The sequence below is a fragment of the Klebsiella sp. GG_Kp173 genome (assembly GCF_040062415.1).
Taxonomy (GTDB): domain Bacteria; phylum Pseudomonadota; class Gammaproteobacteria; order Enterobacterales; family Enterobacteriaceae; genus Klebsiella; species Klebsiella quasipneumoniae.
Window position 1 is genome coordinate 1 of sequence record NZ_JBEAFZ010000036.1, and the last position, 15,095, is coordinate 15,095.

At 51.1% G+C, this 15,095-nt stretch carries 11 protein-coding genes and 4 pseudogenes; 10 read left to right on the forward strand and 5 right to left on the reverse strand.

Annotation, left to right across the window (positions count from 1 at the left end):
* The first annotated feature begins 164 nt into the window (after positions 1–164).
* Both ABLU50_RS15250 and ABLU50_RS15255 read left to right on the forward strand, forming a co-directional pair.
* Positions 165–1,511: an ISNCY family transposase gene (locus ABLU50_RS15250; RefSeq protein ID WP_080466050.1), complete on the forward strand. Its 1,347-nt coding sequence runs from the start codon at positions 165–167 to the stop codon at positions 1,509–1,511.
* 48 nt (positions 1,512–1,559) lie between these two features.
* The gene (locus tag ABLU50_RS15255; protein ID WP_080466048.1) at positions 1,560–1,964 is read left to right on the forward strand and encodes a helix-turn-helix domain-containing protein; all 405 of its coding nucleotides are present in this window, start codon (positions 1,560–1,562) and stop codon (positions 1,962–1,964) included.
* A gap of 137 nt (positions 1,965–2,101) precedes the next feature.
* Here ABLU50_RS15255 and ABLU50_RS15260 read toward each other — a convergent pair.
* A pseudogene (locus ABLU50_RS15260) lies at positions 2,102–3,634 on the reverse strand (IS3-like element ISKpn38 family transposase).
* A gap of 413 nt (positions 3,635–4,047) precedes the next feature.
* Here ABLU50_RS15260 and ABLU50_RS15265 point away from each other — a divergent pair.
* Complete coding sequence (locus ABLU50_RS15265) at positions 4,048–6,204, forward strand: AAA family ATPase (protein WP_000895052.1); 2,157 nt, start codon at positions 4,048–4,050, stop codon at positions 6,202–6,204.
* Positions 6,201–7,508 carry an McrC family protein gene (locus ABLU50_RS15270; protein ID WP_000149431.1) on the forward strand — a complete coding sequence of 436 codons (1,308 nt, stop codon included), beginning with the start codon at positions 6,201–6,203 and terminating at the stop codon, positions 7,506–7,508. The genes ABLU50_RS15265 and ABLU50_RS15270 overlap by 4 nt, the downstream gene beginning before the upstream one ends.
* A gap of 171 nt (positions 7,509–7,679) precedes the next feature.
* On the opposite strand, the gene ABLU50_RS15275 is transcribed toward ABLU50_RS15270, so the two are convergent.
* Positions 7,680–8,675: an IS110 family transposase gene (locus ABLU50_RS15275; protein WP_000484486.1), complete on the reverse strand. Its 996-nt coding sequence runs from the start codon at positions 8,673–8,675 to the stop codon at positions 7,680–7,682.
* Between the two features lie 480 nt (positions 8,676–9,155).
* On the reverse strand, positions 9,156–9,482 hold the full coding sequence (locus tag ABLU50_RS15280) for a C2H2-type zinc finger protein (RefSeq protein ID WP_004201125.1): 327 nt from the start codon (positions 9,480–9,482) through the stop codon (positions 9,156–9,158).
* A 181-nt stretch (positions 9,483–9,663) separates the two neighbouring features.
* Here ABLU50_RS15280 and ABLU50_RS15285 point away from each other — a divergent pair, with 181 nt between their 5' ends.
* Entirely contained in the window at positions 9,664–9,945 is a 282-nt protein-coding gene (locus ABLU50_RS15285; RefSeq protein ID WP_001261568.1) for a hypothetical protein, read from the forward strand.
* A gap of 53 nt (positions 9,946–9,998) precedes the next feature.
* Positions 9,999–10,592 carry a DUF2913 family protein gene (locus ABLU50_RS15290; RefSeq protein WP_004181973.1) on the forward strand — a complete coding sequence of 198 codons (594 nt, stop codon included), beginning with the start codon at positions 9,999–10,001 and terminating at the stop codon, positions 10,590–10,592.
* 17 nt (positions 10,593–10,609) lie between these two features.
* Here ABLU50_RS15290 and ABLU50_RS15295 read toward each other — a convergent pair.
* Together ABLU50_RS15295 and ABLU50_RS15300 are read right to left on the reverse strand one after the other, a co-directional pair.
* Positions 10,610–10,740, reverse strand: a pseudogene (locus ABLU50_RS15295) (ISNCY family transposase); the annotation flags it as partial.
* A 56-nt stretch (positions 10,741–10,796) separates the two neighbouring features.
* A complete protein-coding gene (locus ABLU50_RS15300) occupies positions 10,797–11,789 on the reverse strand; it encodes a hypothetical protein (RefSeq protein ID WP_001145103.1) in 993 nt (330 codons plus the stop codon).
* 584 nt (positions 11,790–12,373) lie between these two features.
* Here ABLU50_RS15300 and ABLU50_RS15305 point away from each other — a divergent pair.
* The 4 genes and pseudogenes from ABLU50_RS15305 to ABLU50_RS15320 form a co-directional block, all read left to right on the forward strand.
* Positions 12,374–12,484, forward strand: a pseudogene (locus ABLU50_RS15305) (IS6 family transposase); the annotation flags it as partial.
* Between the two features lie 85 nt (positions 12,485–12,569).
* The gene (istA, locus tag ABLU50_RS15310; protein ID WP_004181976.1) at positions 12,570–13,592 is read left to right on the forward strand and encodes an IS21-like element ISSen3 family transposase; all 1,023 of its coding nucleotides are present in this window, start codon (positions 12,570–12,572) and stop codon (positions 13,590–13,592) included.
* A complete protein-coding gene (gene istB, locus ABLU50_RS15315) occupies positions 13,589–14,371 on the forward strand; it encodes an IS21-like element ISSen3 family helper ATPase IstB (protein ID WP_032437422.1) in 783 nt (260 codons plus the stop codon). The genes istA and istB overlap by 4 nt, the downstream gene beginning before the upstream one ends.
* A 68-nt stretch (positions 14,372–14,439) precedes the next feature.
* Positions 14,440–15,039: pseudogene (locus tag ABLU50_RS15320) on the forward strand (IS6 family transposase); the annotation flags it as partial.
* Positions 15,040–15,095 lie beyond the last annotated feature (56 nt).

Below are 15,095 nucleotides of genomic sequence, written 5' to 3' on the forward strand. Positions count from 1 at the left end.
CAAAGTGGTCATTTTAATTGAGCTGGATAACGGACATTTCAATTGAGCCTTGACAGATGTTGCCAGCACAAAGCGTTATTGTCGTCTCAGCACAATTCACACGCGTCGTGTACGCTAAGCCTTCATTTTGCTCAGCACAGGACCGCGATCTTATGTTGGTGACTATGACAGACAAAGAACTTTACCGGCTTGGCATCATTCAGCGAGTATTTGACCGGGCTTTGCTTCAGCGCGACGCAGCAGACATACTTAAGCTCAGTGTTCGTCAGGTGCAGCGTCTTGTGCGTCTGTACCGGACAGATGGCGCAACCGCATTTGCATCTTCCCGCCGTGGACGTCCTGCAAACAACCGGATCGATGAAGAAACACGCTGTAAAGCCCTGGATTTGATCCGGTGCCACTATTCAGATTTTGGCCCAACGCTCGCAACCGAAAAACTGGCTGAACGCCATCATATTTATCTCTCCGTTGAAACCATCCGTAACTGGATGACAGCCGACGGTCTCTGGCGTCCTCATTCCCGCCGGCGAACCCGGGTTTACCAGCCGCGCTATCGTCGCGACTGTCTCGGCGAACTGGTTCAGATCGATGGCTCTCACCATGACTGGTTCGAAGGCAGAGCCCCAAAATGCTGTCTTCTGGTCTTCATGGATGACGCCACCGGTCGCCTGATGCACCTGCGATTCTGTGATTCAGAAAACGCGTTTGACTACATGATGGCTACCCGGCAATACATTGATAAACATGGTAAACCTGTCGCATTTTACAGCGACAAGCATGCGGTGTTCAGGGTCAGCGGACCCGAAAGCCGACGTACCGGCACAACCCAGTTCGGACGGGCTCTCCGGGAACTGGCGATCGAATTGATTTGTGCCAACAGCAGCCAGGCAAAAGGTCGCGTGGAACGGGTCAATAAAACCCTGCAGGATCGCCTGATTAAAGAGATGCGCCTGCAGAACATCAGCTCGGTTGCTGAAGCCAATCAGTGGATTGAACATTTCATGTCTGATTTTAACCGTCGTTTCTCCCGGCCGGCAAAATACCCTAAAGATCTGCACCGTGCGGTCACACAGAGTCCACTGGAGCTGAATGATATCTTCGCCTGGCAGGAGCTGCGGACCTTATCGAAAGCACTGACTTTTCAGTATGATAAAGTGATGTATATCATTGAACCCACCGAACAAAATACGCGCATAGCAGGTGAAAAAATTACCGTTTATGATTACCCTGACGGAAGCATTACTTTCCGGCATCAGCACCGGCCACTGGGTTATAAGATTTTCGATAAACTGACCTGCGTTGATCTGGGGGCGGTTGTTGATAACAAACGACTGGGTGCCGTTCTGAGGCTGGCACAGCAGAAACAGGAAGAGCTGGAGGCTGAAGGAAAGCGAATGCGCAGTACAAAAATGCCCCGCAGGTGCGCTCAGGAGCGTGCACTGGAAGAGCTCAGGGCGATCAACCCGGTGCTGGCCAGTCCGCAGGATTTTATCCCCAGCCTGAAGCGATGAGCCCTTCCCTCACCTGCGGATCTGATATGGCCGACAGATGAGAGAAAAATGGACGACAACAAACCAGTGCTCCTGACACTTCACGAAGCGCTACGCCTGGATTTGATTGAAGCCTATATGGCGCGGGAAATTACGCTGGCAGAAGTGGCAGAGTCCATGGAGCTCACCCGTCGTCAGTGCTCCCGCCTGATTAAACGCTACCGCGAGCTGGGGCCAGCCGGTCTGGTCAGCCGGCGCCGTGGAAAGCCAGGCAATCATCAGTTAAACACCACCATCAGAGATCAGGCACTGCAGCTTATTCGCTCACGCGGCCGGGATATGAATCCGTCAGCCATCTGGCGAATTCTGACCACAGAATACGGTGTCCGGATTTCAAAAGAGACCGTGCGGAAAATGATGATTGCCGAGAAAACCTGGCACCCTCGCCCGTCCTCAAACCTTGAATCAGACTGAAGAAGGTATTGGCCGGACTGACCACAGACGTCACTTCAGCTTGGCTTTAAATACGACATTTCAACATTGGCTAGACAGGCTTTGTTAGAACCATTTAGTAATGTCACTTTTGGGGCTGCGGATGTTTTCTTGGACTGTTATGTTGTGATCCCAAGATGCTGCCGGTACTTCACAGGACTCATTGCACCTAATGATAGCTTGATACGTTTCTCGTTATACCAGCGTATGTACCTGTCCAGGAAGCAGATAAATTTTTCCAGCGTGATACCCGCCCAGTCTCTGCCATAGAACATTTCGTTTTTGATACGCCCGAAGAAGCCTTCACACGCAGCATTATCCGACGAGCATCCTTTGCGCGACATGGACCTTATAAGTCCGGAGGTGTTGATACGCTCGAGCCAGCCCGGCCACCGGTAATGGCCACCACGATCGCTGTGTATCACCGGTTTATCATGTTCGCTGAGCGTATCGAGTGCGTCATCGAGCATCGTATTCACCAGCGTCGCGTCCGGGCGTGTTCCTATCGACCAGCTTACAACCTGGCCATCAAAGCAGTCGATAACCGGCGACAGATAGACTTTTCCAGCCGGAAGCTGGAACTCCGTAATATAGGTCAGCCACTTCTCATTTGGCCTGCAGGAACTAAAATCCCGGGCGAGTAAATTTTCCGGTGCCGGACCGATTTCGCCACAGTAAGAGTTATATCGTCGTCGCCTGGTGCGCTTAACAACGAGCTGCTCTTCTGCCATCAGTCTGCGGACAACCTTTTCAGAAATAACCCTGTTGTTACTGCGAAGCATCGCGTGAAGGCGCCGGTAGCCGTAACAGCGGTAATTCTCCTCAAAGATATCGGCCATGATCACGCGTATTTCCGCATACTTATCGTACAGACGTTTGCTGGCTTTGTGGTAAAAATAACAGCTGCGGGCAAGTTGCAGAACGCTTAGCAACTCAGCAACGGGGTACTTTTTCTTAAGGGCATCAACTATCAGGGTTTTCTCCCCGTTTTTCAGTTTCAGAAAGCTGATGCCCAGATCTTTTTTTATCAGTTCATTCGCCTTTGTCAGTATTTCACGTTCGAGCTCCAGCTGATGAACCTGCTTCCTGAGACGCTGGATTTCACCGAGTAAAATATCCTGATTTTTATCCTGAGGGGCTGCCTTTCGTTTGCGCATGGATTGATAAGCCTCGTCACTGATAAGGTCTTTCTTCTATTTGTACAGGACCGGGACGCTGACGCCTATGCTTTGTGCAACTTTACGCGCGGTTCCACGTCGGTTACAGAGCTCCCGGACGGCCTGAGACCTCTCTTCCGGGCTGAAGCATTTGCTTGTGCCTGAGCGAATGACCAGGGGACGCGCATTTGGGTAAAACTCTTCAATCCAGCGCTTTAGAATTTCGTTACTGGGGTAGCCGATGGCTCGGCGAGTGTACGACAGGCAACCACCGTGAGTAAGATAATGCTCAACAGCAGCAATTTTCTGTGTACGTGAATAGCGTTCTCTTGGTTTTAATTCCCTGGGTAAATCGCCCTTCTCTTCATAAATCCGAACCCAACGGCCCAGCTGTTTTGTGGAAGGATATCCCAGCTCCATGACGACAACGGAGGCTTTCTTTCCGTACCGGTAATAGAGTTCGACGGCCCGAATCCGGTCCTCGTATGAATGCATAAATTAACTCCTGAAGGTCCAGGAATTTGTCCACACTTCCACCTTCAGCTGCTACATAGTTTGGACATGACGATTTATTAAAAGGCTCATAAAGGTTCAAATCATTACATAATAACTATTATTGTTTCTTATCAATAAATTATGGAAAAACATACCTTGACCGAGGCATCCATAGTGCTATGTTTACGGTAAGCGACACAGCGCTTGGGCTGCACTCCTGAGGGACCATTACATTCGAGGATGATGCCTGTCTGCTATGTCAGGTTGGTCAAACCCTTCGCCCCGCAAGCGAGACAATCAGCAAGGAAGATTAATAGTATTGGCAATCTGTAGCGAAGAGTTGCAGTACTGCCCCTTCCATCATCCACAATGATAGCTATCAGTAAGTTAACGAAAATGAGAGGGCATCGGAAATGCTCGAAGTTGAATTTCAGGAATGGTTGAAGAGCAGAGGCGCCAAAACGCAAGCAGGCCTCAATTCCCGTATTTATGCTGTCAAAACTATAGAAAAAAATCTCGCAGCACTTGGTTCTCCTCATGCAGATCTGGATGCAGCCTACCAGGCGGATGGATTTGCGCAATTGCGGCAGCGGATCAAAGAGATTCGCCGTGATGCCAAAGACAACGGCAATGACTATAGGTTACTAATGCCTGAATCAGAGCAACCGCTTAACCGATTGTCCAACTGGAATAGCTGGCTCGGACAATATGGACGTTTTCTGAGCGGTGATGACTCTCAGGCCGACGAAATTCGGGATTATGTCCTTGAAAACTACATCACCCCAGCCAGAGAGCGAGGTGACGCAAGTGTCACCCTGGTAGTTGGTCCTCTGAATACTGAAATGGGTCTCGACAAGGGATGGCCGAACATCTGTCAAGCTCTTGATGGTCAAAAATTTCAGGAACTAGCGGATGTTCCCCCTCCGGTGACGGAAGGGCCTAAAAAGAGCACAACCCGGAAATATACGTTCATCCTTACGGAAGGAAGCGAACTGGTGGCCCAGACTAAACCAACTCCGACTAACCTTATTTTTTACGGTCCTCCAGGTACCGGAAAGACCTATCACACGGCGAGGGAAGCCGTAGCGCTCTGCGATGGCAAAGATGCCTATCCGAACTCAAAAGATGGGCGTGCGGCCCTGATGGCGCGCTATAACGAACTGATGGCAGAAAAGAGAATCTCTTTCGTCACATTCCACCAGAGCTATGACTACGAAACCTTCGTTGAGGGTCTTCGTCCAGAAATCGGTGAAGATGAGTCTTCGTCTGCTGGATTCAGACTCATGCCTACGCCGGGGCTCTTCAGAGAAATTTGTGCCCTTGCCGATCAGGCCAGAACACAACCCCGTGCACAGACAGATGCCTCGGCACTGCAACTATCCAAGAAACGCTTCTGGAAAATGGGGCAAGGGACAATTGGCACCGAAGACGATGTGTATGAAGATGCCCGCGACAATGGGTATATCGCTCTGGGGTGGGGTGGGACCATAGACTGGAGCGCGGATAGATTCTCATCGTTCAACGCGATTCATGATGAATGGATCAAGCAAAATCCAGGGAATCTGACGCCTAGTAACTGGACGCAAACCTATCCCTTCCGTTGCGAAATGAAGCCTGGTGATATCGTGATTGTCCCTTACGGGAACACTGCGTTTCGCGCTATCGCTGAAATAACTGGTGATTACTATTTCGTTCCTGAAGCCGAAGGTTACTATGCCCACCGCCGCCCAGTTCGCTGGCTACTGACCCTTGATGAACCACTGCCACTCGATACAATTATCGATGGTAACTTCACCATGCGGACGCTCTATTCCATTGCCACCAGTCGTGTGAATATCCCGGCGCTAGGCAGACTGCTCTCGAGTACAGAGAACCTGGATAATAGTTCCGATGTTAAAGGACAACCAGAACAATTCGTCCTCATTATTGATGAGATCAACCGGGCAAATATCTCGAAAGTGTTCGGTGAACTGATTACGTTAATTGAGCCGGATAAACGCCTTGGAATGCCTGATGCACTCACCGTAACTCTGCCTTATTCGAAAAAGAAAGATTTTGGCATCCCCGCAAACCTTCATATCATAGGCACCATGAATACCGCCGATCGATCCATCGCATTGCTCGACACAGCATTAAGGCGGCGATTCAACTTCCGGGAAATGGCTCCCGACGCGACCCTGCTAAGTGAAGTAGAGGGGATCGATCTCAAAGCCGTTCTTACCACCATCAACCAGCGTATTGAATATCTTATAGGTCGGGAATATCGCATTGGACACGCCTTCTTTATCAATTGTGAATCCAGGGCACAAGTTGAAGATGCAGTGCGCAATAAGGTCATACCGCTGTTACAAGAGTATTTCTTCGAGGACTGGAGCCGAATCGCGGCAGTGCTGGGCGATGGTTTTATGCAGGAAGCGCAGATTTTACCGCCACCCGGAATAGAGGGGGAACCATTATCAAGCTGGTCGGTACGTGCACCGTTCAGAAATGACGCCTTTGATCGACTGATAGGCAAAACCAGAACGTTAAATGTCACCGATCTTGAGGTGGCTGGTGAATCGAAAGAATGACGCACCTCACGGTTCGCGAATGGGGTGGTGTTTGTGTGAACACTGAAAGCAGCATAAACGCTCCTCATGCTTTTACCCGCCCTCAGGCTAACGCGCTGCTTACGGCGGCGCGCGAGCATCCGCTGGCAAATCAGCACGGTACTAATATCTTAATCGATCGCCATAACAAAATTATTGCCGGGCAAATGGTTGGGGTCATTGCCGCTCCGGGATGTAGCCTTGAGATCCTGCCCAAATTCGACGACGAGACGATAGAACCGGACGCCACAATACGCAATCGCCTGATACGTATGCTTGATGTCGCCCTCGGCCTTAAACTCGGCAATGGACAGGCTGCAACAATGGCGAGACAAGCTGAAAGCTTACTTGAGATACTCATCCGCTTGTTCGCCGAGCGACTCTTATCTGAAGTACATCGGGGATTACCGCGCACCTATTTGGCACAGGAAGACGATTTGCCCTCATTGCGCGGAAGGCTCAATATCAAACGACAATTCACTATGCTTGCCGTCCGCCCCGACCGTCTCGCCTGTCGTTACGACGAACTGTCGGCTGATACCGCCCTGCTTCGAATTATGAAGGCGTGTGTAGTTCTGCTTCACCATTATGCCCGCGCTGCTGATACGCTCTGTCGTCTGAATGAATTGCGCATCCTGTTATCGGGTGTTAGCGACGTCCCTTTCAGTCATCTGCCGTGGTCACAGGTACGGATCGACCGAACCAATCATCGCTGGGAAGCCCTCTACAATCTGGCACGTCTTCTCCTGCGACGCGACTGGCAAGCTACACACCACGATAAACGAGCGCAGAACGGGATTACACTGCTTTTCCCAATGAACGACCTGTTCGAGGCATATATAGCGGCGCTGGCGAAGCGTGCTGTACGCGGTACGGAATGGACGGTTCGTGCACAGGCAGGCAGGTTATACTGTCTGATCGAGGACGTAAAAGAAGGCAAACCACGCTTCCAGACCCGACCAGATCTGCTTATCGAGCGGAACCATCAGATTGTTATGATGATAGACACTAAATGGAAGCGTATTGGTCGTCATCCCGAAGATGCCAGGCATGGCATATCGCAGGCTGATGTCTACCAGATGATGGCCTATGCACGGATTTATCAATGCCCACAAGTTATGCTTCTCTATCCACATCATGCAGGTCTGGGAACGCAACCTCTGAATGCAGGCTATAGGATTCTAGCAGGCAAGGAACAATTACAGGTGGCTAGTGTGAATCTGGTTCTCGATGAGGACAAGATTGTCGAGCAGTTAATTAACCTACTCGGCATCAACACGCAGTGAGGCGAAAAGGCGAGACCGTGACCTGCTCCCCGTTGATTAACACGCCGCAATGTTAGTAATGCGACTATTTAGCTGCGAGATCAACTGCCAACTTCCGCTCTTCGCTCATAGCGGACTGCGCTCACTTACTGCTGTGAGCGTTACATTGAGTTTAATGCCAGCCAGGTATAGTCAGGTTGACAGTACTTGTTTCAGACCTTCGTCATTAAAAACGGTTCCGGTCTTCAGGACGCCATAACACCAGTGCACCAGTTTCCGCATCAGCGCGCCAATGGCTACCATTTTAGGTTTACCCCGCAGGCACATCTCATCGTAAATATTACGCATTCGCTTATTGTAGATTTTTCCGCACAGGGCGGACATGTAAAGCTTCGCTCTCAACTGAGGGGGGCCGATTTTCGACATCCGCGGTCGGCTCCGGACCGATGTGCCTGAGCGTTTCTCGATCGGCACCACGCCCAGAAAGGCGGCAGCCTGCTCAGCTGATGCAAAGTTATGGCTGCGAAGCACGACCAGCATATGCATCCCCAACTGGGGACCAACCGATTTAATTGAGTTCAGCAGTGTATAATCACGCCTCAGTGCAGGGCTGGCTTTGATATGTGCTTTAATCTGCCGCTCGATATTACTTACCTCCTCGCGCAGAAGCTGCGCCATACGCCTGCAGGAACTGATAATATCTGCAGGTGTGTCTGTCGACAGGTATTTTTCCAGCCTTTTCTCCTCACGCAGGGCATCACCCAGCAGAACATCCCGCCGTCGCAGGAGTGCACCGAGATATCTTATTTCGGGTGCCGGCGGCTCCCAGTAGTGTGGCTTCTTAAGAAATGCGTAACAGGCCAGCATATACGCATCCACCTTATCCGTCTTTGTCATTATTCCCATGCCGCGTGCAAACTCCCGACTGCGGTGGGGGTTGGCCAGAGAAACCCGGAAACCGGCATCATGTAACTCAGTGGCCAGCCGTTCGTGATAAACACCGGTAGCTTCCATCACAACATGAACATCCTCAGGACCGCAGTGCTGGAGCCGGAGCCAGCGAAGAATATTTTCAACTGAATGTCTGTTATTTTGGATGTTACGGGTTTTTATGCGTCCTTTGATACCGTCATACAGTATGCAAAGATCCAGGGTGTTTTTACTTACGTCAATGCCGACTGGAAACATGGTCAAACTCCTCTCACATAAACCGTCACGCCTGTTCGCCTTGTACATACGGAGTCGAGCTCCCGGTAACCGTTCAACCTGATGTGCTGGCGTGAAAGGTGAAGCGGAGGGCCATATGCTGCAAATCAAGGTTCAGCGGTGCTGGCTTTTCTGACCTTAAGTGAAGGGCGCGGCTCACTCTGCTTCAGTGGTGGTAGCTAATCACCACAAACTGTTAGATACAAGTGTGGGGGGGTATTACGGCTGAAGCCGTAATGCTTTTTTCGTCCTCGCTTCGCTGCGGGGGGCTCCGGCGCATGGCGCCTCCCATGCGCTGACGCGCATCAAAAACCCGTCCCCTGCGCCACTTGTGTCTGACGCACGCGAGAGTCCGCTGCGGCAAAAAAACAAGAAGAGAGCTAGACGAAGGTCGCTTAGCTCCCCGTAATTTTTTATATACTCACCACGGGGACATTAGATCTGCTTTTGCCAAAAAAACGGCTAGTTTTTTCTGGATTTACCCAAACCAAAGGCACCGGCATTCACTATAAACGAGGCCTTTCTGATCGGCGTATCGATATCAAATATGGGGTTTTCAGCACGCCTTCTTTCAAAGTACTTATTTCTCTCCGATTCATTTTTAAAAGCGCTACCTGTCCTTGCAATCCTCTCCTGAATAAGCATCTTTTCATGCTCAGCCTTTTTGGTTGAGTTGGCCTTAGCGAGATTCTTTTCAAGGGATTTCGTATGCTTTTTTATATGCTTTCTCAACCTAGCTTTATGGCCAAATGAGAGTTTACATATCGGACAAGTGAATAATTCTTCCATAAGCTTCATGAGTGTAAGGGGAAGGTTATATTTACCATAGCATTCCTTGCCCGAACTGCCATGCGATGGTCCACCGGGGCAATGAGGCAAAGCCGTTGTCTGTGGAAGCACTACGCGGCATGATGAGCGTCGCCAGTTGCACACCGGCAAAGACGTGAAACACTTTTAACCGGAGCCAGTCATGCGCGTTGCCGAAAGCATCATCCTCGATGCCCTCACTCGCGGAGGATGCATCAAAACCTTTTACCGCATATCCTCACGGCAGGCTGGTGAATCGGCCACGCGGATACCTGAGGGGTATATTCTGGAGTCGCCCGGCGAGCGGGAAGATATTGTGCTCTCGCGCGCGGACTTTCATGCGCTGGAGAAGCTGCTGGAGCAGAAGGAAACCTGGGAGCAGGTGGTCGGTGTGACCTGTTTTGGTGGGGCAACATGGCAGCTGAGACCGACTGTACAGAGCTGAACAACTGAGATTTAAGACCAGGGAATCAGTAAGACTGAAGGGAGGTATCTGTTATGACGCTGACAGAAAAAACAGGCCATCTGGCATGGTGTGCACTGGTCGCGCTGGCACTGGCCAGACAGGAGCAGGGAGAACTCTCTCCCGCACAGGAAAATCTCTTTCTCACCCGCTGGCTCGCGGCAGCACTGAAGCAACGGCGATTCTCGCGCGATGTGGCACAGGATATCGGGTGGTTACTGAATCAGGGGCGTTTGCTGGGTGTGAGAGCTAAGCTGGCCGACAAACTGGGCTATGTCTGGCGCTCCTGCAGCGGCGAGTTGACTGAACAGAACGACATGTTCCGGCTGACGTATGCGCTGGAAACAGCGAAAGACATGGGCTGGAATTACCGCGTAATGAGCGACAGAGAATGGGCCGGACGATATGCTTTGGTACTCAATCCTGGAGTAAACGGTGTTTATCTCTTACGGACAAACCTTGATGCCGCTTTTGACGACAATGGCCAACAGACAAATCCGCTGACAGTACGTCTGACAGGGAACGTAACTGGGATAATGAAACTGTTAAATCGCTGTGGCTGGCAGGCTGAGCCTGAGTCTGGTGCCTCCCTGCCGGGCCACCAGTTTTCACTGATGGCCCGGCAGTGAGTGCCAGGAAAGGGGGATTAGTGGCGGATTTGTGCCAGTCATCTTCAGTCAGACCGGTCATTTTCATGACAGTATTGCGGTCAATGCCGTTCTGCAGCATGGTACGGGCAATTTTCAGAGTGGCCTGACGCTCACCTTCTGAACGGCCTATTAGCGTGTGCTCCGGTGGTTTGCACATGCGCAAATTTTTCAGCCCAAAGGAGGCTAATCATCACGGGGATTACGTTCAAATCCCCTGCGCCCTCTTGCTGCCCATTCAGCATTGAGTACCACGTAACGCTCCCAGCGTTCACGCAGCTGTGCGAGCTTTAGCGGTACTTCTTTGGTGACAAAGGCTTCCGGTATTTCAAAGTCATCAAGATGCCCTTCCAGGTATACATGTACGCCTTCCAACACATCAATCAGAGTGATGTTGTTACTTTGTTGCCCTTCAAGAAGCGGCCCCTGCCAGCTATGCCAGAAGGCCTGATGGCGCAGACAGCTTTCGTCATTCGCGAGCCTCCATAAATCCATAAAGATTCCTCGTGCAACTTTGAACGGCTGTTCATCAAACTGTTCGATGAGAAAGAAATAACACGGGATCTTGAGCGCGTTAATACGCGCAATTTCAATTTCAGCATCACGGCGCAAGGCAATCAGATTGCTAAAGCGCGAGCGCATACAGGCGACAGGGTTCAATACCCTTACCTTTTCATTCATTTCAGGCATGCCGGGGCCGGTTGCTTCTACATAAAACGGGGCGGTATACAGGTAAAGCTTTTTCCCCTGAAAATCAGAACGGTCAAAGCCTCCGGGGCGGTCGATAATATCCACCACATTTGGCTCGTCAGGCGCATCCGGTACGGCAAATAAGCGTCCATCATCCCGTTTGATATCGTGTGTATCCTGATCGATAAGCATAAACTGCGCAAGGGATGGGGGCTGACCGTCTTTGTTCTCCCACGTCTTAACGTTGAGCGTTTTTGCTATAGCCGCAATATCATCTTTCCGGGCGCTGTAGTCGCAGTCAACAGATGTGGTGAGGCGCTCATCAGGCAATCTGTCGCCGTATTGTGCATGATAATAGGATATCCAGTATTGCACAGCCTGACCGCCAACTGTGATAACGGCATGTTTGAACTGATCAGCGTTGCAGATCAGCTGCTGATTTAGCAGGTACATCTGCTCATAGGGGGGAATAACGTCTTGAACAGGCATAAAAAAACCATCAGCGAATGATGGTTTATTGTGCCTCAAAGTTCAGGATCAGGCAAAAGCGATAGTATGAGCGAATTTGCTACTAGCTGACTTACTGAAGCGGCTTTTCACGGCAGGTTTGTAACCGGCACGACCACGCAAAACCTGCACCGCTACGGCTTCGTAGCGTTCATGCTGCTTTTGTTTAGCTTGTACGGGAGACATAATTTTGTACCTGACGGTAGTTATAAACAAATAAGTTGCAGTAACTATACGTCACGAATCTACGTCACGCAATAGAGTACTATTGTTGCAACTTCGATGTACTTCCAGATTACAAAGTAAGTCCTGATGTCTTAGCAAATGTGGTGAACGGAACTGCCATTCCTTCAGCGGACTGTGCCGGGGTGGATGTCAATGCGTCACCTGCTGAACGAACGCGAGAATTCTTCCTTTTCTTTTCTGTCTGCCTGTTCAATTAACCAGCGCGAATAGGCATCATTGTGTTTCTGGTCCGTCTTCCCTCTTTCAGTTCTAATTTTGGCACTGTTGCAAAAATCTGCAGGTGATAAACTTATCGTCATCTTTTGCTGACGGAGCAGCACATGAACCCATTCAAAGGCCGGCATTTTCAGCGTGACATTATCCTGTGGGCGGTACGCTGGTACTGTAAATACGGCATTAGCTACCGTGAACTGCAGGAGATGCTGGCAGATGTTACCAACGGTGCAAAACTGATCCACCCCAGCGGTTGAAAATTGATCCAGGGGTTAATCTGCTCCTCTGAATACAGGGGAGCTTATGATCACTTTTGAGATTCGTATTGAAATTAAAGTCCTGCACAAGCGGGGAATGAGTATCCGGGCCATTGCCAGGGAGCTGGGTATTTCGCGCAATACTGTCCGCAGCCACCTGAAAGCCAAATTTGAAAAGCCGCAGTATTCACTACGCCCGGCACCATCATCACTGCTCGATGAATACCGTGATTACATCTCTAAGCGGATCAGCGATGCGCATCCCTACAAAATCCCGGCGACCGTTATTGCCAGGGAAATCATGGAGCTGGGCTATCGTGGAGGGCTTACTATCCTGAGAGAGTTCATCCGTAAACAGACCCTGCCAGCACAGGCAGAACCGGTCGTTCGCTTCGAAACCGAGCCCGGACGGCAGATGCAGGTTGACTGGGGGACCATGCGAAACGGCAAGTCACCCCTGCATGTGTTCGTCGCTGTTCTGGGATACAGCAGAATGCTTTACATCGAGTTCACCGACAACATGCGCTACGACACGCTGGAAGCCTGTCACCGCAATGCGTTCAGCTTCTTCGGCGGTGTACCGCAGGAAGTCCTGTACGACAATATGAAAACGGTGGTGCTGCAGCGTGATGCTTACCAGACCGGGCAGCACCGGTTCCATCCTTCCCTGTGGCAGTTCGGCAAAGAGATGGGCTTCTCTCCCCGCCTGTGCCGTCCCTTCAGGGCGCAGACTAAAGGCAAGGTGGAGAGGATGGTGCAGTACGCCCGCAACAGCTTCTATATCCCGTTAATGACACGCCTGCGTCCGATGGGGATCACCGTCGATGTTGAAACCGCAAACCGTTACGGCCTGCGCTGGCTGTACGATGTGGCCAATCAACGTAAGCATGAAACTATCCAGACCCGCCCCTGCGATCGCTGGGTGGAGGAACAGCAATCCATGCTGGCACTGCCACCGGAGAAAAAACAGTATGACGTGCAGGTTGATGAAAGCCTGATGACCTTCGACAGGCAGCCGTTGCATCATCCGCTCTCCATCTATGACACGTTCTGCAGAGGAGCCGCATGATGGTCGAACTGCAACATCAACGGCTGATGGTGCTTGCCGAACAGCTCCAGCTGGACAGTCTTATCGGCGCAGCGCCGGCGCTGTCGCAACAGGCGGTGGATCAGGAATGGAGCTACATGGACTTCCTGGAGCACCTGTTACATGAGGAGAAACTGGCCCGGCATCAGCGTAAACAGGCGATGTACACGCGGATGGCAGCCTTCCCGGCGGTAAAGACGTTCGAGGAGTACGACTTCACCTTCGCCACCGGCGCTCCTCAGAAGCAAATCCAGTCGCTGCGATCCCTGAGCTTCATAGAGCGTAACGAAAACATCGTGTTGCTGGGGCCATCGGGCGTGGGAAAAACGCATCTGGCGATAGCCATGGGCTACGAAGCAGTACGGGCGGGCATCAAGGTTCGCTTCACAACAGCAGCGGACCTGCTGCTACAGCTGTCCACTGCACAGCGTCAGGGCCGTTACAAAACGACTCTCAATCGTGGTGTCATGGCCCCGAAGCTGCTTATCATCGATGAAATAGGTTATCTGCCGTTCAGTCAGGAGGAAGCCAAGCTGTTCTTCCAGGTCATCGCCAAACGTTACGAGAAGAGCGCGATGATCCTGACCTCCAACCTGCCGTTCGGGCAGTGGGATCAGACGTTCGCCGGTGATGCAGCGCTGACATCGGCGATGCTGGACCGGATCTTACATCACTCACACGTCGTGCAAATAAAAGGGGAAAGCTATCGACTGAAGCAGAAACGAAAGGCCGGGGTTATCGCTGAAGCTAATCCTGAGTAAACAAGGTGGATCAATATTAAACCGTTGGTGGTGGCGGTAAGTGGATCACTTTTTACCCGTTGTTGACAGCAGAACGCGGTGTCAACGTTGATCACTCCACGATTTACCGCTGGGTTCAGAGTTATGCACCTGAAATAGAGAAACGACTGCGTTGGTACTGGCGAAACCCTTCCAGGTTCTGTCCCTGGCACATTGATGAAACCTACGTGAAGGTCAATGGCAGATGGGCTTACCTGTACCGTGCCGTTGACAGCAGAGGACGCACCATCGATTTTTATCTCTCTTCACGCCGTAACAGCAAAGCGGCATATCGGTTTCTGGGTAAAATTTTAAACAACGTGAAAAGCTGGAAAATTCCCCGTCGCATCAACACTGACAAGGCTCCCACCTATGGACGCGCGCTGGCGTTGCTGAAATGCGAGGGCCAGTGTCCGCCTGATGTTGAACACAGGCAGATTAAGTACCGCAATAATGTTATTGAGTGCGATCATGGTAAGCTGAAAAGGATAATCAGTGCCACGCTGGGATTTAAGTCCATGAAGACGGCTTACGCCACCATCAAAGGAATCGAGGTGATGCGAGCACTACGCAAAGGCCAGGCTTCAGCATTTTATTATGGCGATCCCCTGGGCGAGATGCGTCTGGTGAGCAGAGTCTTTGAAATGTAAGACGGCTTTGTTGAATAAATCAGATTTCGGGTAAGTCTCCCCCGTAGCGGGTTGTG